The organism is Streptomyces sp. P9-A2, from assembly GCF_036634175.1.
GTDB lineage: Bacteria > Actinomycetota > Actinomycetes > Streptomycetales > Streptomycetaceae > Streptomyces > Streptomyces pratens.
On the sequence record NZ_JAZIFX010000001.1, the window covers coordinates 871550 to 895914 of the forward strand.

The window sequence follows — 24365 nt, forward strand, 5'->3', positions numbered from 1 at the left end:
CACCGTGAGTCCGGTCGCCATCCGTCGAAGCGTCCACGGGACCGCAAAGATTCCCGGCGCCCGCACGGGCTCCCGTACGGAATGCCCGCTCCACGGACATCGACGCGAGAGGGCCCCGCTTCGGGGCCGCCATGACGATCGTGGTGCCGGCCGTCGTGCCGGTCACCGGAGACGTGCGGCCGCCGGCCGGGCAGACGCCGGCGTTCACCCGCGGCACGACGGGCGGGGCCGGCCGCTCACCGTACGGCCGGCTGTTCCGGCATGCCCAGCGGCCCCGGGTCGGACCGGCGACGGACTTCGAGGCTCCCGAGCCGCCGCGGTTCACGCAGGCGGTGAGGCCGGTCTTCGCCGGCGTCCGGCTCGCCGGCTTCACCCTCGGGCCCGGTCGGCCGGGCCTCGCCGTGACCTGCGCCACGCTCGCGGCAGCCTTCCACGGCGCCGTGTTCGCTTACCGCCCGGGGTGCGAGATGCGCCTGCTCCTGCGACGGACGACGGCGCACGTGGGGTAACAGCGACGCAAAAGCCCGAGGTGGATCAGGGGAGTGGACGTGACGAGAATCTCGCCGCAGGCAGGCACCAGGGCTGGTTCGGCGGTCGTTCTTGGGGCACCATCAGCGACAAGCCGTAAACCTACGGCTGCGTAACTTCGACTGGGAGTCCCCCTTCCCAGGCAGAGCAGGAAGGGTTCCACCGCACCCATGGCAGAACTCGTCTACCGTCCCGTGATCGGTTTCGCCCAGACTCTGTTCAAGGCGTGGGACCTCAAGATCGACTGCCGGGGTTCGGAGAACATCCCGCGTACGGGCGGCGCCGTACTGGTCAGCAACCACATCAGCTACCTGGACTTCGTCTTCAACGGCCTCGCGGCGCTGCCGCAGAAGCGGCTCGTGCGCTTCATGGCGAAGGACGCCGTGTTCCGGCACAAGATCTCGGGTCCGCTGATGCGCGGGATGCAGCACATCCCCGTGGACCGCGACCAGGGCGACGCGGCGTACGCGCACGCGCTCGCCTCGCTGCGGTCGGGCGAGATCGTGGGTGTCTTCCCTGAGGCCACGATCTCCCAGTCCTTCACGCTGAAGAGCTTCAAGTCGGGTGCCGCGCGCATGGCGCAGGAGGCGGGCGTGCCCCTGATTCCGATGGCGGTGTGGGGCACCCAGCGGCTGTGGACCAAGGGACACCCCCGCAACTTCAAGCGCAGCCACACCCCGATCACCATGCGCGTCGGCGAGGCGGTCGAGGCGTCCAAGGACAAGTACGCGGGCGCGATCACCCGGCAGCTCCGGGGACGGGTGCAGGAATTGCTGGAGGCCGCTCAGCGCGCCTACCCGGTACGCCCCAAGGGCCCGGACGACACCTGGTGGATGCCGGCCCACCTCGGTGGCGCGGCGCCGACCCCGGAGCAGGTCCGCGAGGCCGAGGCGCGCTGAGCCGCCGCCGGCGTGCGTGTCATGATCCGGCGTGCTCCGGCAGCCCGGTGGGAAGCGTCCGCCACAGGTGCGGGCGGTCCCGCGCGGCCTTGAGCACGTTCAGCACGACGGGATGCGGTGCGGCGTACAGAAGCGGATGGTCCCTCTCACCGGCGGCCGGATCGGGCGTGAAGGCCAGTCGCTCCCCGTCCAGGGAGAAGCGGGCGTCGACCCCCGGCTTGTTGCCCCGGGGGTCCTGCCGGTGCCAGGCACCGTGGAACCGCACGGCGACCAGACCGTGCACCACCCCGAGATTCTGATAGCACAGCGCGGTCGGAATGTCCTCGGCCCGCAGCAGCGCGGCCAGCGCGTGGGCTTTGGCATAGCAGATCCCGGTGCGCCGCTCCAGGACGTCGGAGGCACGCCAGGTGACGCGAGGGTCGCCGGAGTCCTGCGAGTGCGGGATGGTGTCGCGCACGAACTCGAAGGCTGCCCGCGCATACTCATACGAGTCGGCCACTCCGGCCGCGAGCCTGGCGGCCGTCTCACGAACCAGCTCATGACAGTGGTCGATCGCCTCATCGGCAGCCAGATAGGCCGAGAGGTCCGGGGTTTCCTGGATGATTCGCATACCGCCGAAGCATAGGTATACACCCGACCGAAGATCAATACATTTCCGGTCAGGTGTATACCTATGCAATGACTTCGGCTGCGCGACGGCCGTTGGAAGGCCGCTGAAGATCTTGCTCAGGCCGCCCGGTTCACGCCGGATTGCCAGTCAACGCCAATCGGCATGAACCGGCGCGGGACGGGTGTGATGTCAAGATCTTCAGGACGCTTCCAGGGCGTATTTCGAACGTAGCGCCGGCCGCCCGGAGGGCGGGCCCCGCGGCGTCATGGGGGTCCCCCCCTGCTCGAGCGGAGCCGAGAGCTTGGGGGAGCGTGCGACCGCAAGGCGGAGGGTCGACCGCGTACCGGGCGTACGCGGGCGACCCCGGCAACGCGGCTGGGGGTCCCCCCTGCTCGAAGAGCTTGGGGGAGTGCGTGCCGGACGCCGCGGAGCAGGCGGGACTTTCGAAAACGCCCTAGCGGGCCATCTCCTCCTTGAGGGCCGCCACGAACGTGTCCACGTCGTCCTCGGTGGTGTCGAAGGCACACATCCAGCGGACGTCGCCCGTGGCCTCGTCCCAGAAGTAGAAGCGGAAGCGCTTCTGCAGGCGCTCGGTCACGGCGTGCGGCAGGCGGGCGAAGACGGCGTTGGCCTGCACCGGGTGGAGGATCTCCACACCATGCACGGCGCGCACGCCCTCGGCGAGGCGCTGGGCCATCTCGTTGGCGTGCCGGGCGTTGCGCAGCCACAGGTCCCGCGCGAGCAGGGCCTCCAGTTGCACCGAGACGAAGCGCATCTTGGACGCGAGCTGCATCGACAGCTTGCGCAAGTGCTTCATGTGGCTGACGGCGTCCTGGTTCAGCACCACGACCGCCTCGCCGAACAGTGCGCCGTTCTTGGTGCCGCCCAGGGAGAGCAGGTCGACGCCGGCCGCGTCGGTGAAGGTACGCATCGGCACGTCCAGGGCGGCGGCGGCGTTGGCCAGCCGGGAGCCGTCGACGTGCACCTTCATCCCGTGGGCGTGCGCGTGCTCGCAGAGGGCGCGCATCTCGTCCGGCGTGTACACCGTGCCCAGTTCGGTGGCCTGGGCGATGGACACCACCTGTGGCATCGCGCGGTGCTCGTCCTCCCAGCCGTACGCCTGCCGGTCGATCAGCTCGGGGGTGAGCTTGCCGTCGGGGGTGGGCACGGTGAGGAGCTTGATCCCGCCGACGCGCTCCGGCGCCCCGCCCTCGTCGACGTTGATGTGCGCGCTCTCGGCGCAGATCACGGCGCCCCAGCGGTCGGTGACCGCCTGGAGCGCGACGACGTTGGCTCCGGTGCCGTTGAAGACCGGGAAGGCCTCGGCGGTGGGCCCGAAGTGGCTGCGGATCACCTGCTGGAGGTTCTCCGTGTACGCGTCCTCGCCGTACGCGACCTGATGCCCGCCGTTGGCCAGGGCCAGGGCGGCGAGCACCTCCGGGTGGGCCCCGGCATAGTTGTCGCTGGCGAAACCGCGGACGTCCGGGTCGTGATGGCGGCGTGCGTCGGTCCGGGGTGGGTTCACGGCTTCTCGGTCAGCCACAGACGATTTCCGTTCAACTCCGCGGCGGGCCTGTCCCAGACGCCGGCGATCGCTTCGGCGAGATCCTTGACGTCCGTGAAGCCCGCGAACTTCGCGTTGGGGCGGTCCGCGCGCATCGCGTCGTGCACCAACGCCTTCACCACCAGGATCACAGCCGCCGATGTCGGCCCCTGCTCGCCCCCCGACTTGCGGAAGTAGTCGCCCATGGCCAGCGTCCACGCCTCGGCGGCAGCCTTGGCGGCGGCGTAGGCGGCGTTGCCCGCGGTGGGCTTGCTGGCGCCGGCCGCGCTGATCAGGACGTACCGGCCACGGTCGCTGCGCTGCAGCCCCTCGTGGAAGGCGAGGGAGGTGTGCAGCACGGTGCGGACCAGGAGCAGCTCCAGCAGGTCCCAGTCGTCCACGCTGGTCTTGGTGAAGGTCTCGCTGCCGCGCCAGCCGCCGACGAGATGGACCAGGCCGTCGACCCGGCCGAACTCCTTCTCGGTGCGCGCGGCCCACGCACGGGTGGAGTCCGGGTCGAGCAGGTCGACCGTGTCACCGGTGACGGTGGCGCCGCCGTGCGCGTAGCGCGCCGCGTCCACGGCCTCCGCCAGCCGCTCCGGATCGTTGTCGGAGCCGACGACGATCGCCCCCGCCTCGGCCAGCCTGAGCAGTGTCGCCCGACCCGCGGGCCCTCCCGCGCCGGCCACTGCGATCACCGCACCTTCGAGCGCCCCGTTCCCCATGGTCCTCGCCTCCTGAACAGTGGTGTGAACGAGATCGCTCACGCGGCGATCCGCTCGGCGCTGTCCGACGTGATGCCCCGGGTCGAGGCGATCACGTTCTTCAGCTTCTTGGACAGTGCCTCATAGAACATGCTCAGCGGAAACTCGTCCGGAAGCACGTCATCGACGAGTTTCCGCGGCGGCTGCGTCAGGTCCAGGGCGTCGGGGCCCTTGGCCCACTTGGATCCCGGGTGCGGGGAGAGATAGCGGGAGACCAGCTCGTACCCGGCGAACCAGTGGACGAGCTTGGGGCGGTCGATGCCGTCGCGGTACAGCGTCTCGATCTCGGCGCACAGCTGGTTGGTGACCTGCGGGGCGCGCTCCCAGTCGATGGTGAGCTTGTTGTCGGTCCAGCGGACGACGTCGTGCTTGTGCAGGTAGGCGAAGAGCAGCTGGCCGCCGAGGCCGTCGTAGTTGCGGACCCGCTCGCCGGTGACCGGGAAGCGGAACATGCGGTCGAACAGCACCGCGACCTGTACGTCACGTGCCTGCGGGACGCCCTCGCCGGCGAGCTTCACGGCCTCCTTGAAGGCGGTGAGGTCGCAGCGCAGCTCCTCCAGGCCGTACATCCAGAACGGCTGGCGTTGCTTGATCATGAACGGGTCGAAGGGCAGGTCGCCGTGGCTGTGGGTGCGGTCGTGCACCATGTCCCACAGGACGAACGCCTCTTCGGAGCGCTTCTGGTCGTGCACCAGGGCGGCGACGTCGTCGGGCAGTTCGAGGCCGAGGAGGTCGACGGCGGCGGTGGACACCCGGCGGAAGCGGGCGGCCTCACGGTCGCAGAAGATTCCGCCCCAGGTGAACCGCTCGGGAGCCTCGCGCACGGCGATGGTCTCGGGGAAGAGCACCGCGGAGTTGGTGTCGTAGCCCGCGGTGAAGTCCTCGAACGAGATGCCGCAGAACAGCGGGTTGTCGTAGCGGGTGCGCTCCAGCTCGGCCAGCCAGTCGGGCCAGACCATGCGCAGCACGACCGCCTCGAGGTTGCGGTCCGGGTTGCCGTTCTGCGTGTACATCGGGAAGACGACCAGGTGCTGGAGGCCGTCCTCGCGGTGCGCGGCCGGGTGGAAGGCCAGCAGGGAGTCCAGGAAGTCGGGTACCTCGAAGCCGCCCTCGGCCCAGCGGGTCAGGTCCTTCGCCAGAGCCTCGTGGTAGGCACGGTCGTGCGGGAGCAGCGGGGACAGCTCGTCGAGTGCGTCGAGCACCCGGCGCACCTCGAGTCCGGCCTCGGCGCGGGCCGGGGCTCCCTCGGCGTCGAGGTCGATCGATCCGTCCTTCGCCTGCCAGGGCCTGATCCGCTCCACGGCATCCTTGAGCACGGGCCACGCCGGGTGCTCAACCACCCTGGCCGCCGAAGGAACGCGCCCCTCCGTACCCACCTGCGCAAGAATTTCCGTCATTTCCCATCCTCCAGCGAAGAAACTGCGTACGCCGACCGTATACATACGAGGTTTCTCCCAGCAAGGGACACCTCCGCAAATTATCCTGCGACACCCCGGCCGTCACCGCATTTTTTCCTGTCCATCACGCGACTGGGTGATACTCCTCGACTTCGATGTTCAGCATCTGGACGGGGCGGGCACAGGCGATACGGTCCAGGAGGGCCGCAGGGACGCGGTCCCGCGTCGCCGTCGACGGAAGCGAGTCGTATCTTGAACTTCCTCACCATCGGTCACCGCGGAGTCATGGGCGTCGAGCCCGAGAACACCCTCCGTTCCTTCGTCGCCGCCCAGGAGGCCGGTCTCGACGTCATCGAACTCGATCTGCATCTGAGCAAGGACGGCGCGCTCGTCGTCATGCACGACACGGACCTGGACCGCACGACGGACGGCACGGGCCCGATCGCCGACCGGACCGTCGCCGAACTGCGCGCCCTGGACGCCGGACGCGGCGAGCGCGTCCCCGTCTTCGAGGAGGTGCTGGACGCCGTCCACACACCGCTGCAGGCCGAGATCAAGGACGTGCAGGCGGCCAAGGCCCTGGCCGAGGTGATGAACCGGCGGGATCTGACGGACCGGATCGAGGTGTCCTCGTTCCACGACGACGCGATCGCCGAGATCGCCCGTCTGGTGCCCGGGGTACGCACCGCGCTCATCGCGAGCCGCTACGGCACGGAGATCGTGGAGCGGACGGTCGGCGCCGGCGCGTCGACCGTCTGCCTGAACGTCCGCCGCCTCACCCTGGAGATCGTCGAGCAGGCCCGCAAGGCGGACCTGCGGATCATCGGCTGGGTGGTGAACACTCAGGACCACCTCAGACTGGTCCGGGCCCTCGGGCTCGACGGCGCGACCACCGACTACCCGGAGATCAAACGCACCGGCCGCTTCACCGCGTGACGGCCGGGCCGGCTCCGCCCGGGGCCATGGCGACGGCGGCCGGGACCGTGCGTTCGGCCGTCAGGACAGTTCCTTGACCAGCAGCTCGAACCGCAGGTCGGCGCGGAGCGGAATGCCGAACCGCTCATCGCCGTACGGGAAGGGAGTCGTGCTGCCCGTACGGCGGTAACCGCGCCGCTCGTACCAGGCGATCAGGTCCTCGCGCGCCGTGATCACGGTCATGTGCATCTCTCGCGCGCCCCAGGTGTCCCGCGCCTGCCGCTCGGCGTGAGCGATGATCGCCTTTCCGAGCCCGGCGCCCTGGAGCCCGGGGCTGACCGCGAACATGCCGAAGTAGGCGTGGTCCCCGCGGTGCTCGAGCTGACAGCAGGCGACGATCCGGCCCTCGCGCTCCACCGTCAGCAGCCTGCTGTCCGGCGACGTGACGACCTCCCGCACGCCTTCCGGGTCGGTCCGCTGCCCCTGGAGGATGTCGGCCTCGGTGGTCCACCCGGCCCTGCTGGAGTCGCCCCGGTACGCCGACTCGATCAGCTCGACGAGGCCGTCCACATCGGCGTCGGTGGCGTCACGGAAGGTGAACACGCTCTCGGTGACGGATTCCATGGGGCACTTCTCCACTTCTTCGCTTCTTCGCTTCTTCGCTCGGGTTTTTCGCTCGGGTCGTCCGCAGACCGCGGGCCCGCAGCCCGCAGCCCGTAAACGCATCGGCTGTGCCGGTTGTCGGCGTGGCTCGGCCACGGACGAGGTTATCCCGGCCGCTACGCTCGGCCGCATGGTGCATGTACTGGGCAGCCGGATCCTTCTCCGCCCCACCGATCCCGAGCGCTCCCGCGTCTTCTACGGCGAACACCTGGGCCTCGCGGTGTACCGCGAGTTCGCCACCGGCCCGGAGCGCGGCACGGTCTACTTCCTCGGCGGCGGTTTCCTGGAGCTGTCCGGCCGGTCCGACACCCCGGCGGACACGGCGGACCCCGCGACGAGGCTGTGGCTCCAGATCGCGGACGTGGCGGCAGCCCACGAGGAGCTGAAGGGCAAGGGCGTCGAGATCGTCCGGCCGCCCGTGAAAGAGCCGTGGGGCCTGATCGAGATGTGGATCGCCGACCCGGACGGCACGCCGATCGTCCTCGTGGAGATCCCGGCCGATCATCCGCTGCGGTACCGGCCGGGAATCTGAGACCGCGTACGGGTATCCCGGCAGGCCGGGGTCCGTCACGTCCGCGGGGCGCCCAGGCGTCCTTCCAGCCGGCCCAGCAGCTCGGCGAGCAACGGGGCCAGCTCGCCGAGCGTCGGTCCGTCCAGGCCGGACAGCACGGCGCTCTCGTAGGCGAGCTGTGCGGGCATGACCCCGTCGACCACGTCCCGCCCGGCGTCGGTCAGGCGGACCCGGGCCACTCGACGGTCGCGGGGGTCGCTGCGGCGCTCCGCCAGACCGCGCGCGGTGAGCTGTTTGAGGCGCTTAGTGACGGCGGCACCCGAGGAGAAGGTCTCGCGCGCCAGTTCCCCGGGGGTCAGTTCGCGACCGGTGCGGCGCAGCGCGCCGAGCAGGTCGAACTCGGGACGGGTCAGTCCGGCCCGGCCGAGCGGGGCCTCCTCGGCCTGCTGAAGCAGGGCGGCGCAGCGGTTGATGCGCCCGATGATCTCCATGGGCCCGGTGTCGAGACCGGGGTACACCGCCCGCCACTGCCGGACCACCTCTGCGACGGTGTCCTGGCCGGACACCGGTACGCCTTCGCCGGTGAGCGCTCCCGCGCCGGCCGGGAGAGCCTCGTCCTCCGGGGGTCCCCCGCCGGCCCGGTGGCTCCCTTCGACGGGACGTCCTCCGCCGACCGGTGGGCCTTTGGTCGCTCTCATGGCCGTACGTCCTCCGTGTCGTCGCCCGTGTCGTCGTTCGTGCCCTCACCGCTGCCGGTGCCCGGACTCGTGCCCGATCCTGCGCCCGGACCCGCGTCCGGGTTCGTGCCGGTGCCCGCGCTCTGCTTCGTCTCCGCACCGGAGCCGGCCGCCAGGCCCTGGCGCCGCACCATCGTCGCGAGCGTACGGTGTCCCGCCTGCTCGGCGAGCACGACCTGCTCCTGCGGCAGTGTGCGAAGCCACCATTCGCCCGCGGCCGCGTCGGCGGTGGCCCGCAGATCGACGAGGGCGGCGGCCAGGCCGCGCCGGGCGGCCTCCAGGGCGGTGGGGTCGGCCCGCGGGTCGGCCAGGAGCCGGGCCGCGTGTTCGCGCCGGAGGCCCGCCGTGGTGAGCGCCGTCGCGACGCGGTTGCCCGCCCGCCGGTTGGTGACGATCAGGGCCGCGCCGAAGCCGACCAGTGCGCCGACCAGGGTGTCCACCACCCGGTCGGCCACCAGGGAGCCGGTCTCCTGGTAGCCGGGGAACTCGGTGACGAGCAGGGCCAGCGGGGTGACACAGACGCTGCCGAGCCAGTAGTTGCGGCCGATGAGCGCCTCGGCGCCGAAGTTGAACAGGAGGCAGCACAGGACGAGGGCGAGCGGTCCGAGGTTGGCGATCGGGGCGACGGCCGCGAAGAGCAGCACGCCGACGAGGTTGCCGACGACCCGCTGCACGGTCCTGCTCCAGGTGAGGGTGATGTTGGCCTGGTAGAGCGCGGCGGCTGTGGTCAGGGCCCAGTAGGGCCGCCCGACTCCGAGGGCGAGGGAGGCGTATCCGGCGAGGCCGCAGCCGAGGACGGTGCGTACGGCTATGGGGGTGAGCGGTCCCAGCCGGGACCACAGCGAGCGGTGGGGGACGGCACGCTCGGCGGCCGTACCGAGGAGTTCGTCGGCCTCCGAGCAGGGGTCGTCGGCGCCCGGGACACGGCCTGTGCCGCGCAGCTCACCGGCCTGGGCACGCAGCCGCGCGGGGTCTGCGTCGGCCGGCGCGGCGAGCGCGATCTCGGCGCGGACGACCAGCCGTTCGAGGGCCCGGCGGGTGGTGACGGAGCGGGTCCCGGTGAGGAGCAGACACTGCCAGGCGGCCTGCACGGCGGCGTAGGCGGAGGCACGGGCCCGCGCGTGGCCGTCGCCGGTGCCGCCGGTATCGATGTACGCGGCGGTGGCGTTCAGGGCGTCGGCGGTGGCGCGGCGTTCGGGGCCGTGCGGCCGGACCAGGGCGGGCGCCATGCCGACCAGCCAGGCCCAGGCCCCGGCCACCGCGGCCAGTGCGACATGGCCGGGGACCTGTCCGAGCGTCTGGGGAACGAACAGCGAGGCGGAGCTGACGAAGGTGAGGATCACGTTGCCGGGCGGACCGATGCGCGTGACGTCGCACAGCACCTTCTGCACGGCGGCCAGCAGGGCGCCGATGCCGACCAGGATCACGGCGTTACTGGTGAGCGAGGCGGCGACCAGGGCGATGGCGAGGCCCCCGACCATGCCGAGCACCACTCCCACGAGCGCCTTGGCGCGGGCGGCGTACGGACGGTTGTGGGCGTAGAGGGCGCACAGGGAACCGGCCATGGTGTAGACCGCGAGGTCGAGCCGGCCGAGGGCGACCAGGATCAGGCTGGGAGGTGCGACCGCGGCCACCACGCTGAAGGCGGGCTTGAACCAGATGTTGGAGGGACGCCCGACACGCAGTACGCCGGCCAGCGGGAACCGCCGGGGCTTCCGCGCCGGCTCTGCCTCAGGGGTGGGGGTGGGATGGGGGGGCGCACTGCTCATGACGTCCAAGACTACCAGATCTTTTACTCGTAAAATATCTCCGCGACCTGCGATGCTCCCCCGAATGCCCCCTGTGTACCCCCGTGCGCTCGCGTGCACGCCTTCGCGCGCGGGCATGCCTTGACCGACCGGGGAGCGGGGCCACCCGGGCGGCGAGGGCGGCCCCAGGGGGAGGTTCACGTGCACGGACCGGCGGCGTCCGGCTGGCTGCTGGTCGCGCTCTGCGCGGCGACCGGCGCCTACTGCCTGCTGCGGATGCGCAGCAGCGTCGAGGAACAGCGCCGTACCGCGGGCGGCGAGGCGCTGATGGGCTTCGGCATGGCGGCGATGGCCGTACCGGCGGCGGCCTTCACACCGCCCTCGTGGGCGTGGCCCGTCTACGCGGTGGTGTTCGGCACGGCGGGGCTGCACGCCCTGTGGGCGGCCCGCGCGGGCACCCGTCATCTGCACCATCCGCTGGGCGCCGGGGCCATGGTCTACATGGCGGTGGCGATGGCCGTCTCCCCCGGAGCGGGGCAGGGACACCCGCACGGGAGCTCGGGCATACCCCTGCTGACCGGCGTCCTGCTGCTCTACTTCACCGGATACGTGCTGGTCACAGGCGTACGCCTGGTGCCGGTGGCCGCCGTGGCAGGGAACCCGGCACCAGGGGCCGACGGGGCCTCGGGCTGGGGCGACCGGCCGGAGCTGGCGCGGGCGTGCCGGCTGTCCATGGGCATCGCCATGGTGGCGATGCTGTTGACGATGTGAGGCGGACGGTCGTCGGCCGGCCGATGGACGGGACCGTTGCCTACGTCACTTTGCCCCGGTGGGCCGTACCCGGGGGTGGTACGCGCTCATAGGCTGAACGCATGATGCTCCCCGCGGCACTGCTGCTGCTCGGCGTCCTGATCGCCGTCGCCGGCCCCCGGTTGCTGGCGCGGGCCGACTGGGCGGACCGCGAGCCGGTGGTGGCGCTGTGGGTGTGGCAGTGCGTGGTCGCGGCGGTTCTGCTGTGCTGCGCCCTGTCGATGACGTTCAGCGCGGCCGCCGCCTCGGACGCGGTCGGCCGTCCCGTGTTCGCGACGGCACCGCGCGGCGTCGTGGAGGCCTACGCCCTGGGCACGGCCGGGCCCGTGGCGGCGACCACCGCGGTCGCGCTGGCGTGCGGTGGGCTGTGGACCGCGGCGATGCTGGTCCGCGAGGTCCTCCGGGCCCGTGCCCGGCGACGGACCCGCCGGGCCGGGCTTCTGGTGCGGGCGCCGCTGCTGCCCGGCGAGGAACCCGGTGCCGGCCGGCTGGTGGTCCTGGAGGGCGAGCACCCCGACGCGTGGTGGCTGCCCGGCGCCCCGCCCCGGCTGATCGTCACCACGGCCGCGCTGCGCCGGCTGAAGGGCCGTCGGCTGGACGCCGTCCTCGCGCACGAGCGGGGGCACGCGCAGGCCCGGCACGACTGGCTGCAGCACTGTTCCTCCGCGCTCGCCGACGGCTTTCCACAGGTGCCGGTGTTCGCCGCGTTCCGCGACGAGATGTACCGGCTGGTCGAACTCGCCGCCGACGACACCGCCTCCCGCCGCTTCGGCCGGCTCACCACCGCCCTGGCGCTGGTCGAGCTCAATGAACACCGGGGGGTGTTCGGTCCCTGCCCGTCCCCGCAGGGTCAGGTCCCGGCCCGGGTGCACCGGCTGCTGACTCCCCCGAACCGGCTGCCGGCGTGGCACCGGCTGCGGCTGACGGCCGTGGCGTCGCTGGTGCCGGTGATCCCGGTGCTGGTGGCGTTCGTACCGGGGCTGAGAGCGCTGGGCCAGTGACCTGAGCCGGAGATTCCTGGGTGGTTACTGCCGGATGCTCGATGCGTCAACGGCTGCCGGGAGAAGCTGCGACCGGCGGCGTTCGTGGGTGCCGTCGGATTCCGCGGATGAAAGGCAGCCGATGATCTGCCGAAGAACTTCCGACTCAGGGCACCAGGGCCTTTCGTTCGGATCGGGCCGGGCACCCGAGGCCCCTGGGCCACGGCGGGGCCACGGGCGCGCAGGCGCCGGGGCGGGAGGAGACGGGCCTGCGGGCTCACCGGGCCGACGGCGGGCGAGGGGACTGGCTCCGAGCCCCAGAGGTCGGAGAGTATCGCTGTATGCCCTCCCCCCACACCTCTCCCGTCGTCCCCGAGGCACCGCCCCGCCCACCGGAGCACCGTCCGTCCACCGCTCTCCTCGGCGTTCTGGCCGTGTGCTCGGCCCTTCTGCTGATCCTGGTCGCCGCGAAGTGGCGTCCGCTGACCGGTCTGGACCGTGACATCGCCTCGGCCGTACACCGCTGGGCGGTCGACGAACCGGGGCTGACGCGGACGGCCCGCATCCTGACGGACTGGGTCTGGGACCCATGGAGCATGCGCCTGCTGTGCGGGGCGGTCGCACTGCTGCTGTGGTACCGGTACGCGGCCCGGTGGACCGCGGTGTGGCTGGTGGTGACGTGCGCCGTGGGGGCCATGGTGCAGCAGGTCCTGAAAGCGGCGGTGGGCCGCGCCCGCCCTGTGTGGCCGGACCCGGTGGACACGGCCCACTACGCGGCGTTCCCTTCGGGTCACGCCATGACCGCCGCCCTCACCTTCGGCCTCCTGCTCTGGCTGCTGCGCCGGCACGGTGCGGGCCGGGCCCTGTGGGGCTGGGCCGTGGCTCTGGCGGCGCTCTCGGTCACCGGCGTCGGCCTCACCCGCGTCTGGCTCGGCGTCCACTGGCCCACGGACGTGCTCGGCGGCTGGCTCCTCGGCATCGTGACCGTGGCCCTGGCGGTACGGATTCATGGGCACCGGCACCCTTGACCGCGGGGGCCCGGCACCCGGCGTCCCGCCGGTCCGAAGCACCGGCCTCCTGGACGAGCGGGCCCGCGCCGACGACGGCGCCGCTCTCCTCGGGCGATCCCCCGCGCCGCCCGAGGAGGACGGCAGCCCGGAATGGACCCACGCGGGGCCCGACCGGATGCGCTGAGTATAGTTGGCTGTCGGCCAGTCAACGCAGGAGTCCAGCATGTCCCCGCGCAGCGCCTCGGTCAATGAAGAGTTGCGGAGGCGTTCGAAGGAGCGGCTTCTCCAGGCCGCCGTCGAGCTGGTGAGCGAGCGCGGCTACGAGGCGACGACGCTCGGCGACATCGCCGACCGCGCGGGTTCCGCGCGGGGCCTGGTGTCGTACTACTTCCCGGGGAAACGCCAGCTGGTGCAGTCCGCCGTGCACCGCTTGATGCATCGGACGCTCGACGAGGCGCTGGAGCGCGAACCACGAACCGACGACGGGCAGGAGCGGATGGCGCGGGCCATCGACGCGATCCTGGGCCTGGCCCGGGAGCAGCCCGTACTGATGCGCCAGCACATGGCCGGGCTGTTGCAGGCCGAGGGTTTCCTGCCCTGCCCCGAGCAGCGGCGTCTGGCGGAACTGCTGAGCGACACCGTCGCCCGGTACGGCTCGACGCGGGTCGACAGTGACTATCCGATGCTGCGCGCCCTGCTGATGGGCGCCGTGTACTCGGCCCTGGTGCCGGGTGTGCCGATGCCCGTCGCGGTGCTGCGCGAGGAGTTGTTCAAGCGGTACCGGCTCGACCGGGAACTGGGTGTCCCGCCGGACACCGAGGTGCCCGGCGGGACGGGTGCGAGCCGGCCGTCCGGCCGCTCGGGCGACACGGAACGGCCGGGCGGATCGAACCGCTCGAGTGGAACGGCCGGCTCGGAAGGTACGGGCGGCACGGACGCGCCGGACCGGACGGATGTGTCGCGGTTCTTCGCGACCGGGGCGGCACCGGAGTCTCCGGCGCCTGCCCGTCGGCCCGAGCCGGACGCTCAGTCGAAGTAGTCCGGCTGCGTCTGCACGTTGAGCTCACGCATCTTGACCCAGCGAGCCGGGTCCGTGCGCCGGTCCTCGATCTTCAGGACGTCGAAGCCCTTGGCGATGTCGTTCGAGTAGATGTAGCCGTTGTAGTAGTACGCCGACCACGAACCGCCGGTGACGAGCCGGTCGGTGCTCAGCGGACCCCGCTCGAAGTAGGCGATCTCCTTCGGCTTCGAGGAGTTGGTGAAGTCCCAGACGGAGACCCCGCCCTGGTACCAGGCCTGGACCATGAGGTCCTTGCCCTTGACCGGGATCAGTGAGCCGTTGTGGGCGACGCAGTTCTCGGTGTCGGCCTGGTGACGCGGGATCTTGTAGTAGCTGCGGAAGACGAGCTTGCTCCTGTCCCCCTTGCCCACGACGTCGTAGATGCCGTTCGCCCCGCGGTCCGGTCCGATCTCCGCGTTGCAGGTGGCGGCGCCGCCGCCGCCCAGCTCGTCGGTGAAGACGATCTTGCTGGCCTTCTGGTTGAAGGTCGCGGAGTGCCAGAAGGCGAAGTTGACGTTGTCCTGCACCCGGTCGATCACCTTGGGGCGCTCGGGGTTCTTGATGGAGAACAGGATGCCGTCGCCCATGCAGGCACCGGCGGCCAGGTCCTTGGAGGGCAGCACCGTGATGTCGTGGCAGCCCGTGGTCTTGGAGACACCCGGGTTGGTGGGCCCGCCCGGGTTGCCGCCGCCGTCGGGGCCCTCACCGGGGAACAGCACCGGGAATCCGACCACGGCCGCCTTGTGCGGGGCCTTGCGCGGCACCTTGATGACGGAGATGCCGTCGTGCGGCGGCTGACAGTCGGGGTAGGCGGCGTTCGGCGAGTACGAGGAGACGTAGACGTAGACGTTCTTGCCCTCGGGGACCAGCGTGTGGGTGTGCGAGCCGCAGGCGGTCTCGACGGCGGCGACGTAGCGCGGGTTGCGCTTGTCGCTGATGTCGAAGACCTTCATGCCCTCCCACGAGGACTTCTCGGTCACCGGCTGTGTGGTGCTGTTGCAACTGCTGTCGCTGCGCGAGGAGTCGGTGGAGAGGAAGAGCAGATCACCGGAGACGGAGATGTCGTTCTGGGATCCGGGACACAGTACCTGTGACACCGTCTTCGGTGACTTCGGGTTGCCGATGTCGTAGATGGTGAAGCCGTCGTAGTTTCCGGCGAAGGCGTACCGGCCCTGGAAGGCCAGGTCCGAATTGGTGCCGGGCAGCGCGTCCTTGGGTACGTGGGCGACGTGGCGGATGTTGTCGGAGTGGACGACCTCGTCCTGGGCGGGTATCTCGCCCGCGGCGATGGCCTCACGTGCCTCGGCCTGCGCGCTCTTCGATATCTCCTTCGAGGCGGGCGGCGCGTCCCCGGGGTCGGGGGTCGCAGCGGCCGGCGCGGCGGTCAGGAGCGCGGCGAGCAGTCCGCCGGCCGCTGCGGCAACTCCCAGTCGTCTGCGCCGGGTTCGGGGAACATTCAACAGGATCACTGTTTTCCTCCCTTGTTCCGTTCGGCTCGGAACGGGTTCTGCTTCGGCAGTATGGTCCTGGGCATGCTCATATCAACAGTGGGCAACACACTCGCAACGAAGTTTTTTGATCACTGCCGCGCGGAAGCGTGCTAGGACAGTCGTCAGCACTCACGAGGTGTCATGCCAACCGCCTTCCACAGGAGGTCCCGTGTTCCACCGCCGTGCGTCACGCGCGTCCGCCGTCGCGACCGGGCTGGCCGTCGCCCTGGCCGTACTCGGACTCACGGGCTGCGACTCCGATACGGACGACGCCGGGCCGGCCTCCGCGAGCGGCCCTTCGGTGATCGCGCCGGGCGAGCCCGGAGGACCGAACCGGACCCTGTCCGCCGAGGAGGCGGCGGAGCAGCGCGTCGAGGACGACTCCCCCAACTCCGCGGACGTCTCCTACACCCGCATGATGATCGAGCACCACTCCCAGGCCCTGGAGATGACCGAACTCGTCCCGGACCGCGCCGAGTCGACGAAGATCGTCAAGCTGGCCGAGCGGATCGCCGCGTCCCAGCAGCCGGAGATCAAGATGATGGAGGGCTGGCTGACGACGCACGGCAAGTCCGGGAAGGCCGACGGGCACGACCACGCGACGATGCCCGGCATGGCGACCCCGGCCCAGCTCAAGAACCTGCGCGCGGCCGAGGGGAAAGCCTTCGACCAGCTCTTCCTCACACTGATGATCACCCATCACGAGGGGGCGATCACCATGGCCACGGAGGTGAAGGCGCAGGGCAACAACATTCGGATCGAGGAGATGGCCGACGACGTGGTCGCCCAGCAGACGAGCGAGATCACCCGGATGCGCTCACTGCCCTGACGTCCGCCGGACGTGACGCGGAGTCAGCAGACCCGCGTCACGCGCCCGCCCGATGACCCTGAGCGCTCCGCGCCGGCTGTATCCGGTCGCGCACATCACGGCGAGGACCGGGTCGGCGCCCTCCTCCTGGGCCGCGCGGTACTCCCGCGCCACGAGGCGTCTCCCCACGGGCTCCCGCGGCCGGACCGCACGGCTTTGACGTTCTCCCGCGCCGGGCGGCCGGGCTCGGACGGCGGAGCCGCCCTCGGAGGCCGGTCCCTCGTCGGGGAGCGGTTCACCGTCGGCCACCGGCCCGCTCTCGACAGCCGGCTCACGGCCGGGGCCCGGGGCACACATGGCGCTCCGGCCCCCGGTGCCCGGCCCGTCGCCGGCCGTCCCGTCGCCCCGGCCCGGCCCGCCCTCGGCGCCGCACGCACGTGCGAGCGGCTCCTCGATCCAGTCGGCGAAGAGCGCCAGGTCCTCCAGTGACAGCGCGGGCCGGGCCCGTACGTCCTCGACGCAGACACAGAGCCCGGACACCAGGGCGAGCGCCTCGACACCGGCCCCGTCGGCGAAGAGGAGCCGCACATGGAACCAGCGCGTCGCGTGCTCACCCTCCCGCACCTCCCAGGCGGGCCACACGGACACCGCCCCGTCCGCCGGAGAGCGATCGGAGAAATGGAGAAAAGATTCATCGAGCACGCGCGCCACGTAATCACGTGATCACTTTCCGTACGAACGAACACGCACTCCGGTCGGCGGACGGCACCCTGTCAGCGCAGCGGATGCCATGGCCGCCGTGAAAATCCCCCGCGCCCCGACCCGTCGGAGGTGAAGGCGCCCGGGCCGCCCCGTCGCCATCGCGGCTCGTCCGGCACCCGACACCCGCGCTCACGCCGGGGGCGATCGCGTCGTCGCGCGGGACGCCGACCGCCACCACCGTGCCGGAAGCCGGGGAGGGAGCGGGGCCGACACGCCCGGGGCCTTCCTCCGCGAGGGAGGACGGCTGCGCGGAAAGGCTACGGGGCGCGGTGGCACAGCCCGCTCAGCGGCGTGGACACGCGCTTCGTGGAGACACTCCCGCACCCTTGAAAGAATGCGCTCGCCACTTCAACAGAAGGCCGAATATGACTGTCCAGGGCGTTGACCAGAAAGCGCTTACCCTCTACGTTCCGTTCAGCGATGTGAACCGGACCGGGCGGCACGACGCCCCCGCGTTCTCCGCCTCGCCGTATCCCCCACACCACGACAGAAGGAACCGGAACATGACTTCCGCGACACGACCACGCGCCCGCGGGCGCGCCCTGACCGGAGCACTGGCCACCCTCGGCCTCTCGGTTGGCATGATCATGACTACCGGGGCGTCCTCGGCGAGCGCCGCCACCTGGCCGACCCCCAACGGCAGCGAGGGCGTCTCCTCCACCATCTCGGTGTCCGGCACCAAGGACTACGGGATGAAGCGCCTCTACGGCACCGGCGACCTGGGCTCGGGCAGCCAGGACGAGGACCAGGGGCCGATCCTGGAGCTGGCGAACGGCGCGGTCCTGAAGAACGTCATCCTCGGCGCTCCCGCGGCCGACGGCATCCACTGCAAGGGTTCCTGCACGCTGCAGAACGTGTGGTGGGAGGACGTCGGCGAGGACGCGGCCACGTTCAAGGGCACGTCCTCGTCCTCGGTCTACACCGTCAGCGGCGGCGGGGCCAAGGAAGCCAGCGACAAGGTGTTCCAGTTCAACGGCGCCGGCACGCTGAACGTGTCGAACTTCGCGGTCAAGAACTTCGGCACCTTCGTGCGCTCCTGCGGCAACTGCTCGACGCAGTACAAGCGCACGATCAACCTCAACACCATCGAGGTGAGCTGGAAGGGCAGCAGGATCGCCGGCATCAACACCAACTACGGCGACAGCGCGACCCTGCGCAACATCAAGATCGTCGGGGACAGCAGCAAGAAGATCATCCCCTGCCAGAAGTACATCGGCAACAACACCGGTGCCGAGCCCGGCAGCAACGGCTCGGGCGCCGACAGCACTTACTGCAAGTACGCGTCGTCCGACATCACCTACCAGTAGGACCGCCGCCGGCAGCCCTCCACGGTGAGGGCGGCGGCCGTGCACGGCGCCCGCGCGGCGCTGTGTACGGCCGCCGCCCATGTCCACAAGCCGTTCCGCCCCGCCTCACGTTCCGCCCCACCGCTTCGACCTGCGCCGACGCCCGATCCGGAGGTGACTGTCAGTGGTGGGGTGCAGACTGGCGGGTGTCGGAAACGAGGGCGTCGACGAAGACGTCGCGGAGGTGATCGGCATGTCCGGGGTACTGCTCGCCGTGGGCACCCGCAAAGGTCTGTTCATCGGGCGCCGGCGGGGCACCGACTGGGAGTTCGACGAGAACCCTTACTTCAACGCGCAGGCGGTGTACTCGGTCGCCCTCGACACCCGCGGTCCGGCACCGAGGCTGCTGGTCGGCGGTGACAGCGCACACTGGGGTCCGTCCGTGTTCCACTCCGACGACCTGGGCCGGACCTGGACCGAACCGGCGCGGCCCGCCGTCAAGTTCCCCAAGGACACGGGGGCCTCGCTGGAGCGGGTCTGGCAGCTCCACCCGGCGGCCGCGGAGCCGGACGTGGTGTACGCGGGCACGGAACCGGCCGCGCTCTACCGCTCGGAGGACCGCGGGGAAACCTTTGATCTGGTCCGGCCGCTGTGGGAGCATCCGACCCGCTCCAAGTGGGTGCCGGGCGGCGGCGGTGAGGGCCTGCACACCGTGCTGACCGACGAGCGGGATCCGCGGGCGGTGACGGTCGCCGTGTCCACGGCGGGTGTGTTCCGCACGCTGGACGGCGGTTCGACCTGGGCTCCGTCCAACTCCGGAGTCTCCGCGGTGTTCCTGCCGGATCCGAACCCGGAGTTCGGCCAGTGCGTGCACAAGGTGGCCCGGGACGCGGTGACACCGGACCGGCTGTACCTGCAGAACCACTGGGGTGTGTACCGCAGCGACGACGCGGGCGCGCACTGGACCGATATCGGTGCCGGGCTGCCGTCGACGTTCGGCTTCGCGGTCGTGACCCATCCGCATCGGGGTGGCACGGCATACGTGTTCCCGATCAACGCCGATTCCGACCGCGTACCGGCCGGCCGGCGCTGCCGCGTCTACCGCACGACGGACGCGGGCCGGAGCTGGGAGCCGCTCGGCGCGGGACTGCCGCAGGGCGACCACTACGGCACGGTGCTGCGTGACGCGATGTGCCACGACGGCGCCGAACCGGCGGGCGTGTACTTCGGAAACCGCAACGGCGAGGTGTACGCGTCGGCCGACGACGGCGACAGCTGGCAGCAGCTCGCCGCGCATCTGCCGGACGTACTGTGCGTCCGAGCCGCGGTTCTCCCGTGAAACGGATCGGCTGAACCCGCGGAGCACTCGGACCGGACGGCCGGACACGGGAAACCGTCATGCGTACCGCGCGGACGAGCGGGAAGACCTACACCCTGACGGGTGACGGCTCGCGACCGGGGCCACGGCGCCCGGGGCCCGAAGGCATCGGCGCGTCACTCCCCGAATCGGGCTCTCGCCCCAGCGGCGCTACCCGGCCGGTGTGTTCGCCTCCTGGGCGGACGGCAGCCGCCAGTCCACGGGGGCGGCGCCCTGCCGGGCCAGGTAGTCGTTGGCCCGGCTGAACGGGCGCGAGCCGAAGAAGCCGCGGTCCGCCGACATGGGCGAGGGATGCGCCGACTCGATGGCCGGATAATCCCCGAGGAGCGGGCGCAGATTACCCGCGTCCCTCCCCCACAGGATCGACACCAGCGGCCCGCCCCGCGCGACAAGGGCGCGGATGGCCTGCTCGGTGACTTCCTCCCAGCCCTTGCCCCGGTGCGCGGCGGGCTTGCGCGGGGCGGTGGTGAGCGCCCGGTTGAGCAGCAGAACGCCCTGCTCGGTCCATGGGGTCAGATCACCGTTGACCGGCCTGGGCAGGCCCAGGTCGGTATTCAGCTCCCGGTAGATGTTCTCGAGGCTGCCCGGCAGCGACCGCACGTCCGGCGATACCGCGAAGCTCAGCCCGATCGCCATTCCCGGTGTCGGGTAAGGGTCCTGGCCGACGATCAGAACCCTTACGTCGTCGAAGGGTTGCTGGAAAGCCCGCAGGACGTTCGCTCCCGCCGGGAGGTACGTCCGTCCGGCCGCGACCTCCGCGCGCAGGAAGTCCCCCATGGCCGCGACGCGTCCGGCCACCGGTTCCAGGGCCTTTGCCCAGCCGGGCTCGACAAGTTCGTGCAAGGGTCGTGGTGCCACGGTGGATCACTCTACCGGCTCGCACCGACACCCCTGGTCCGGCAGCCCGTTTCAGGCGTCTGAGGCGCCCTGGGGCGCTACCCTTCCTCCCCGTCGAGGTCGAGGCCCGGAAGATCGAGGTCGAGCCCGGGAAGAGAGGGGAACCCATTGCGTCCGTCCCTCAACGGTCCGCCGACGAGCGGTCCGCCTACCCGGCAGGGTGCGGCGCCGGCAGGCCCGACGGTCGTCGGGCCCGGCTTCATCGCCGTGGACTCCGGGGGCTCGGGGCTGCGGGTCGTCGTCGGCACCGCGGGATGCGGCCCGCTCGCCCGGAGTGCGTCCGGGGACCCGGTACGGACCGGCTCCAAGGGGATCGACCCCGGGCACCTGATGGAGCAACTGGTGCCCATGGCCCGGGGGCTGATCGCCGAGGCCGGCATCGAGCGGCTGAACACGGCGGTCGTCGGTGCGGCGGGGCTGGCCAGCCTCGGGGACGCGCTGCGCGCCGAGCTGCCGTCGGCACTGGCCCGGGAACTGGGCGTGTGCCGCGTCGCGCTGGCCGCCGACGCCGTCACCGCCTACGTCGGCGCCCTGGGGCCGCGGCCGGGCGCCGTGGTCGCCGCCGGTACGGGGCTGATCGCCGTCGGCACCGATCTGGCCGGCTGGCGCCGGGCGGACGGCTGGGGGCATCTGCTCGGCGACTGCGGCGGCGGCGCGTGGATCGGGCGGGCCGGTCTGGAGGCGGCGCTGCGCGCCCACGACGGACGCGACGGCGGCTCCGGCCGCCTGCTGGAACTGGCCGAGGAGATGTTCGGGCCGGCGGCGACGCTTCCCGGCCGCCTGTATCCGCGTGCCGACCGGGCGGCCGTCCTCGCCTCCTTCGCACCCCGGGTGGCCGAGTGCGCCGACGGTGACGCCGTCGCCGCGGGCATTCTGCGGGCGGCCTCCCGGCACATGGCGGACTCGGCGGCGGCCGTCTGCCCGGAGCCGGGCCCGGAACGGGGCGGGAGGCCGAGGCCGGGCGGGGGCCCGGACGTGAGCGTGCCATGGGTGGCGTTCACCGGTGGTCTGCTCAACCTGGGCGACCCCCTCCTCGTGCCCCTGGGCGAGGAGCTGACGAAACGGCTGCCCTGGGCACGGCGGGTGGCGGCGGAAGGAGATCCGCTGCAGGGGGCGGTACGTATCGCCACCGACCTCGCGACCGATTCGTTCACCCTTCCGGTTGACGAGAAGATGCTGTGCGTGACGAGTCCGGCAGATGAGGGGGCAGCGACGCACCCGATCTCCATACCTGACACATCAGACAAAAACTGACGTAGTCCGCGCAGGCGCACCCTCCCCGAACAGGGGAGCCCGGCAAACCACTAACATTCCGCTCCATGAGCACCCCCACTGGGCCCGCGTCCGGCCTGCCAGTACGAATGCCGCGCCCCCGCCAGCCCGGACGGCACCGCCGTCCCGAGCCCCTGGTGGCTCCCGAGGGCGCACCCGCACTCGTCCTCGCCGTGCCGGGTACTCCCAGCAGCGCCACCCGTTCCCTCGCCGACGAGGTCATCAGCATCGCCCGTTCCGAGCTGCCGGGCCTGAACGCCCGGATCGGTTATCTCGACGGGGACGATGCGGAGTTCCCCACGCTGCAGTCGGTACTGGCGCACGCTGCCGAGGAGCGCGCCGCCCGTTTCGAGCAGGCGCGCGCGGCCGGCCTGGACGCCAAGGAGCCGGACGGCCCCGTCGGCGTCGTCGTGCCGCTGCTCGCCGGTCCGGACGGCGCGCTGCTGCGCCAGGTCCGTCAGGCCCTGATGGACAGCCGTGTCGCCGCCGAGCTGACCGATGTGCTCGGTCCGCACCCGCTGCTCGCGGAGGCTCTGCACGTACGGCTGTCCGAGGCCGGACTGGCTCGTGCCGACCGCGCCCGTCTGTTCACCGTGGCGACCGCCGCGGACGGTATCGTCCTCGCCTCCGTGGGCGGTGACGAGGCCGTACAGGCAGCCGGGATCACCGGCATGCTGCTCGCCGCGCGTCTTGCCGTGCCGGTGATGGCGGCGGCCTTGGACGAGGAGGGCTCGATCGCGTCGGTGGCCGATCAGCTGCGCGACTCCGGTTCGCAGCAGCTGGCACTCGCGCCGTACCTGATCGGCCCTGAGATCGACGCGAGCCTGGTCGAGGAGGCCGCGAGGGAGGTGGGCTGCTCCGCCGCCGAGGCGCTGGGCCCCTACCCGGCGATCGGCAAGCTCGTTCTGGCCAGGTACACCTCCGCGCTGGGCATCAGCCCGCAGCAGACGCAGAGCACTTCGGCGAACTGACCCGGGCGGGCTCATCCGCTCCACGACGCAGACGCCGAACAGGCCCGCTCCGACCACCGGGGCGGGCCTTTCGGCGTGTACGGCCGGGATCGACGCGGTATCCCCGAGCCGTGTGCGGGTGCGGCCCCGCCGCTCGGGCTCCGTACCTGCGGGAATCGCTCGGCGCACGCGGGGAATCGCTCAGCCGGCGACCACGCACGACGCCGCCGTCACCGGGATCGAGCCGCGGCGCCGGGGCATTCCGGTGTCCGGGTCGACCGCGAACCGGGTCACGTCCCCGGAGCGCTCGTTCGCCACGTGCAGGAAGCCGTGGGACTCGGTGAGCGCGCGAGGCCAGTGGTCGTGGCGCGTGACCACGCGCATCTCGAGGACGTGGTCCAGAAACTGATCAATCCGACCGGCGTGGTCCGCACCCGCACCGAGGTGGCCCTGGGCGAGCGCGTCCCGCACCGCTGTCGCCACTGGTGGAGTCGATCGGCCGGACGGCTCGTGCCCAGAACCCTCGCTCGCGCCCAGAGCTCTCGCTCGCCCCTGAACGCCTTGTCCCGCCCCTGGGGTCCTTCCGCCGGCCGGAGCTTGGCATCCTGGGGCCCCATGAGCACCTTCGACGCACTCTCGGTCGTCTTCGATCTCGACGGAACACTCGTGGACAGCGAGCCGAACTACTACGAGGCGGGGCTGCTGACCCTCGCCGAGCACGGCGTGCCGGACTTCTCCTGGGCCGAGCACGAGCGCTACGTGGGGATCAGCGCCCGGGAGACGATCGCCGACTGGCGGGAACGGTACGGGCTGCGGACCTCGGTGGAGGACCTGCTGGAGGTCAAGAACGGCCACTACCTCCGGCTGGCCCGCGCCTCGACGCGGGTGTACCCCGAGATGCGCCGGTTCGTCGAGCTGCTGGCCACCGAGGGCGTACCGATGGCCGTGGCCTCCGGTTCCTCGCCCGAGGCGATCGAGGCGATCCTGGCCGGCACGCGCCTGGACACCCATCTGCGTACGGTCGTCTCGGCGGAGGAGGTGCCGCGTGGCAAGCCCGCCCCCGACGTCTTCCTGGAGGCGGCCCGTCGTCTCGGGACGGACCCCGCCGACTGCGTGGTGCTGGAGGACGCCGTCCCTGGCGTCGCCGCAGCGCACGCCGCGGGGATGCGCTGCATCGCGATCCCGTACGTCGCGGCGCAGGCCGACGCCCCGGAGTTCGCCACCGCCGCGCTGCTGCTGCGCGGCGGGCAGCGGGAGTTCACTGCACGGGCCGCGTACGAGTGGCTGACGCGCTCCGCCCGGCCGGTGTGACCGACGCCCCGTCGGCCCGACCGGCGCCCCGCCGGC

General features: G+C 71.5%; 25 protein-coding genes and 1 pseudogene. 15 read left to right on the plus strand and 11 right to left on the minus strand.

From position 1 onward, the window contains the following. The first annotated feature begins 98 nt into the window (after positions 1–98). Positions 99–509: a DUF4395 domain-containing protein gene (locus V4Y04_RS03855; RefSeq protein WP_332432698.1), complete on the plus strand. Its 411-nt coding sequence runs from the start codon at positions 99–101 to the stop codon at positions 507–509. A 189-nt stretch (positions 510–698) separates the two neighbouring features. Then, positions 699–1427, plus strand: coding sequence for a lysophospholipid acyltransferase family protein (locus V4Y04_RS03860; protein ID WP_332425856.1), 729 nt, complete (start codon positions 699–701; stop codon positions 1425–1427). A gap of 19 nt (positions 1428–1446) precedes the next feature. On the opposite strand, the gene V4Y04_RS03865 is transcribed toward V4Y04_RS03860, so the two are convergent. From V4Y04_RS03865 to V4Y04_RS03880, 4 genes are all read right to left on the minus strand, one after another. Further along, the gene (locus V4Y04_RS03865) at positions 1447–2037 is read right to left on the minus strand and encodes a transglutaminase domain-containing protein (protein ID WP_332425857.1); all 591 of its coding nucleotides are present in this window, start codon (positions 2035–2037) and stop codon (positions 1447–1449) included. Between the two features lie 454 nt (positions 2038–2491). Beyond that, positions 2492–3562, minus strand: a complete 1071-nt coding sequence (locus V4Y04_RS03870) for a threonine aldolase family protein (protein ID WP_332425858.1) — start codon at positions 3560–3562, stop codon at positions 2492–2494. After that, positions 3559–4305 (minus strand): SDR family NAD(P)-dependent oxidoreductase, encoded by a 747-nt coding sequence (locus tag V4Y04_RS03875; RefSeq protein ID WP_332432699.1) that lies wholly within the window; start codon positions 4303–4305, stop codon positions 3559–3561. Before V4Y04_RS03875 ends, V4Y04_RS03870 begins: the two co-directional genes overlap by 4 nt. Positions 4306–4343: 38 nt before the next feature. Beyond that, positions 4344–5741 (minus strand): DUF6421 family protein, encoded by a 1398-nt coding sequence (locus tag V4Y04_RS03880; protein WP_332425859.1) that lies wholly within the window; start codon positions 5739–5741, stop codon positions 4344–4346. 252 nt (positions 5742–5993) lie between these two features. On the opposite strand from V4Y04_RS03880, the gene V4Y04_RS03885 reads away from it, so the two are divergent. Continuing rightward, entirely contained in the window at positions 5994–6677 is a 684-nt protein-coding gene (locus V4Y04_RS03885) for a glycerophosphodiester phosphodiesterase (protein ID WP_332425861.1), read from the plus strand. Between the two features lie 60 nt (positions 6678–6737). On the opposite strand, the gene V4Y04_RS03890 is transcribed toward V4Y04_RS03885, so the two are convergent. Then, positions 6738–7280 carry a GNAT family N-acetyltransferase gene (locus V4Y04_RS03890; protein WP_332425863.1) on the minus strand — a complete coding sequence of 181 codons (543 nt, stop codon included), beginning with the start codon at positions 7278–7280 and terminating at the stop codon, positions 6738–6740. Between the two features lie 169 nt (positions 7281–7449). Between V4Y04_RS03890 and V4Y04_RS03895 the strand changes: the two genes are divergently transcribed. Continuing rightward, positions 7450–7851 (plus strand): VOC family protein, encoded by a 402-nt coding sequence (locus V4Y04_RS03895; protein WP_332425865.1) that lies wholly within the window; start codon positions 7450–7452, stop codon positions 7849–7851. Positions 7852–7886: 35 nt separating this feature from the next. Here V4Y04_RS03895 and V4Y04_RS03900 read toward each other — a convergent pair whose 3' ends face one another. Together V4Y04_RS03900 and V4Y04_RS03905 are read right to left on the minus strand one after the other, a co-directional pair. Further along, a complete protein-coding gene (locus V4Y04_RS03900; protein ID WP_332425867.1) occupies positions 7887–8528 on the minus strand; it encodes a MarR family winged helix-turn-helix transcriptional regulator in 642 nt (213 codons plus the stop codon). Continuing rightward, a complete protein-coding gene (locus V4Y04_RS03905; protein WP_332425869.1) occupies positions 8525–10336 on the minus strand; it encodes an FUSC family protein in 1812 nt (603 codons plus the stop codon). Before V4Y04_RS03905 ends, V4Y04_RS03900 begins: the two co-directional genes overlap by 4 nt. Before the next feature lie 180 nt (positions 10337–10516). Here V4Y04_RS03905 and V4Y04_RS03910 point away from each other — a divergent pair, with 180 nt between their 5' ends. From V4Y04_RS03910 to V4Y04_RS03930, 5 genes are all read left to right on the plus strand, one after another. After that, on the plus strand, positions 10517–11086 hold the full coding sequence (locus V4Y04_RS03910; RefSeq protein WP_332425871.1) for a DUF5134 domain-containing protein: 570 nt from the start codon (positions 10517–10519) through the stop codon (positions 11084–11086). A 101-nt stretch (positions 11087–11187) separates the two neighbouring features. Beyond that, the gene (locus tag V4Y04_RS03915) at positions 11188–12126 is read left to right on the plus strand and encodes a M56 family metallopeptidase (protein ID WP_332425873.1); all 939 of its coding nucleotides are present in this window, start codon (positions 11188–11190) and stop codon (positions 12124–12126) included. Positions 12127–12446: 320 nt separating this feature from the next. Further along, on the plus strand, positions 12447–13133 hold the full coding sequence (locus V4Y04_RS03920) for a phosphatase PAP2 family protein (RefSeq protein WP_332425875.1): 687 nt from the start codon (positions 12447–12449) through the stop codon (positions 13131–13133). Then, positions 13114–13299: a hypothetical protein gene (locus tag V4Y04_RS03925; protein WP_332425877.1), complete on the plus strand. Its 186-nt coding sequence runs from the start codon at positions 13114–13116 to the stop codon at positions 13297–13299. Before V4Y04_RS03920 ends, V4Y04_RS03925 begins: the two co-directional genes overlap by 20 nt. A gap of 39 nt (positions 13300–13338) precedes the next feature. Next, the gene (locus V4Y04_RS03930; RefSeq protein ID WP_332425879.1) at positions 13339–14154 is read left to right on the plus strand and encodes a TetR/AcrR family transcriptional regulator; all 816 of its coding nucleotides are present in this window, start codon (positions 13339–13341) and stop codon (positions 14152–14154) included. Here the strand turns inward: V4Y04_RS03930 and V4Y04_RS03935 are convergent. Beyond that, positions 14142–15644, minus strand: a complete 1503-nt coding sequence (locus V4Y04_RS03935; RefSeq protein WP_332425881.1) for an LVIVD repeat-containing protein — start codon at positions 15642–15644, stop codon at positions 14142–14144. The genes V4Y04_RS03930 and V4Y04_RS03935 overlap by 13 nt on opposite strands. 190 nt (positions 15645–15834) lie before the next feature. Here V4Y04_RS03935 and V4Y04_RS03940 point away from each other — a divergent pair, with 190 nt between their 5' ends. After that, on the plus strand, positions 15835–16494 hold the full coding sequence (locus V4Y04_RS03940) for a DUF305 domain-containing protein (RefSeq protein WP_332425883.1): 660 nt from the start codon (positions 15835–15837) through the stop codon (positions 16492–16494). Here the strand turns inward: V4Y04_RS03940 and V4Y04_RS03945 are convergent. Further along, positions 16483–17121 carry a DUF6214 family protein gene (locus V4Y04_RS03945; RefSeq protein ID WP_443079944.1) on the minus strand — a complete coding sequence of 213 codons (639 nt, stop codon included), beginning with the start codon at positions 17119–17121 and terminating at the stop codon, positions 16483–16485. The genes V4Y04_RS03940 and V4Y04_RS03945 overlap by 12 nt on opposite strands. A 617-nt stretch (positions 17122–17738) precedes the next feature. On the opposite strand from V4Y04_RS03945, the gene V4Y04_RS03950 reads away from it, so the two are divergent. Together V4Y04_RS03950 and V4Y04_RS03955 are read left to right on the plus strand one after the other, a co-directional pair. Further along, on the plus strand, positions 17739–18542 hold the full coding sequence (locus V4Y04_RS03950) for a pectate lyase (protein WP_332425885.1): 804 nt from the start codon (positions 17739–17741) through the stop codon (positions 18540–18542). Between the two features lie 163 nt (positions 18543–18705). Further along, complete coding sequence (locus V4Y04_RS03955; RefSeq protein ID WP_332425887.1) at positions 18706–19860, plus strand: WD40/YVTN/BNR-like repeat-containing protein; 1155 nt, start codon at positions 18706–18708, stop codon at positions 19858–19860. Positions 19861–20049: 189 nt separating this feature from the next. On the opposite strand, the gene V4Y04_RS03960 is transcribed toward V4Y04_RS03955, so the two are convergent. Next, entirely contained in the window at positions 20050–20757 is a 708-nt protein-coding gene (locus tag V4Y04_RS03960; RefSeq protein ID WP_332425888.1) for a uracil-DNA glycosylase, read from the minus strand. A gap of 240 nt (positions 20758–20997) precedes the next feature. Here V4Y04_RS03960 and V4Y04_RS03965 point away from each other — a divergent pair, with 240 nt between their 5' ends. Then, entirely contained in the window at positions 20998–22050 is a 1053-nt protein-coding gene (locus tag V4Y04_RS03965; RefSeq protein ID WP_332432701.1) for an N-acetylglucosamine kinase, read from the plus strand. Between the two features lie 65 nt (positions 22051–22115). Next, positions 22116–23039 carry a sirohydrochlorin chelatase gene (locus V4Y04_RS03970; RefSeq protein WP_332425889.1) on the plus strand — a complete coding sequence of 308 codons (924 nt, stop codon included), beginning with the start codon at positions 22116–22118 and terminating at the stop codon, positions 23037–23039. 180 nt (positions 23040–23219) lie between these two features. On the opposite strand, the pseudogene V4Y04_RS03975 reads toward V4Y04_RS03970, so the two are convergent. After that, positions 23220–23384 (minus strand): annotated as a pseudogene (locus V4Y04_RS03975) (beta-propeller fold lactonase family protein); the annotation flags it as partial. A 249-nt stretch (positions 23385–23633) separates the two neighbouring features. On the opposite strand from V4Y04_RS03975, the gene V4Y04_RS03980 reads away from it, so the two are divergent. Continuing rightward, on the plus strand, positions 23634–24329 hold the full coding sequence (locus V4Y04_RS03980; RefSeq protein ID WP_332425890.1) for an HAD family hydrolase: 696 nt from the start codon (positions 23634–23636) through the stop codon (positions 24327–24329). The last annotated feature ends 36 nt before the right edge of the window (positions 24330–24365 follow it).

What these genes read in the sequence shown, in the direction of transcription:
- V4Y04_RS03860 (WP_332425856.1), top strand. Translation starts at nt 699, where the DNA reads ATGGCAGAACTCGTCTACCGTCCCGTGATCGGTTTCGCCCAGACTCTG.
- V4Y04_RS03865 (WP_332425857.1), bottom strand. Translation starts at nt 2,037, where the DNA reads ATGCGAATCATCCAGGAAACCCCGGACCTCTCGGCCTATCTGGCTGCC.
- V4Y04_RS03875 (WP_332432699.1), bottom strand. Translation starts at nt 4,305, where the DNA reads ATGGGGAACGGGGCGCTCGAAGGTGCGGTGATCGCAGTGGCCGGCGCG.
- V4Y04_RS03880 (WP_332425859.1), bottom strand. Translation starts at nt 5,741, where the DNA reads ATGACGGAAATTCTTGCGCAGGTGGGTACGGAGGGGCGCGTTCCTTCG.
- V4Y04_RS03890 (WP_332425863.1), bottom strand. Translation starts at nt 7,280, where the DNA reads ATGGAATCCGTCACCGAGAGCGTGTTCACCTTCCGTGACGCCACCGAC.
- V4Y04_RS03895 (WP_332425865.1), top strand. Translation starts at nt 7,450, where the DNA reads ATGGTGCATGTACTGGGCAGCCGGATCCTTCTCCGCCCCACCGATCCC.
- V4Y04_RS03900 (WP_332425867.1), bottom strand. Translation starts at nt 8,528, where the DNA reads ATGAGAGCGACCAAAGGCCCACCGGTCGGCGGAGGACGTCCCGTCGAA.
- V4Y04_RS03905 (WP_332425869.1), bottom strand. Translation starts at nt 10,336, where the DNA reads ATGAGCAGTGCGCCCCCCCATCCCACCCCCACCCCTGAGGCAGAGCCG.
- V4Y04_RS03915 (WP_332425873.1), top strand. Translation starts at nt 11,188, where the DNA reads ATGATGCTCCCCGCGGCACTGCTGCTGCTCGGCGTCCTGATCGCCGTC.
- V4Y04_RS03920 (WP_332425875.1), top strand. Translation starts at nt 12,447, where the DNA reads ATGCCCTCCCCCCACACCTCTCCCGTCGTCCCCGAGGCACCGCCCCGC.
- V4Y04_RS03925 (WP_332425877.1), top strand. Translation starts at nt 13,114, where the DNA reads ATGGGCACCGGCACCCTTGACCGCGGGGGCCCGGCACCCGGCGTCCCG.
- V4Y04_RS03930 (WP_332425879.1), top strand. Translation starts at nt 13,339, where the DNA reads ATGTCCCCGCGCAGCGCCTCGGTCAATGAAGAGTTGCGGAGGCGTTCG.
- V4Y04_RS03950 (WP_332425885.1), top strand. Translation starts at nt 17,739, where the DNA reads ATGACTTCCGCGACACGACCACGCGCCCGCGGGCGCGCCCTGACCGGA.
- V4Y04_RS03970 (WP_332425889.1), top strand. Translation starts at nt 22,116, where the DNA reads ATGAGCACCCCCACTGGGCCCGCGTCCGGCCTGCCAGTACGAATGCCG.
- V4Y04_RS03980 (WP_332425890.1), top strand. Translation starts at nt 23,634, where the DNA reads ATGAGCACCTTCGACGCACTCTCGGTCGTCTTCGATCTCGACGGAACA.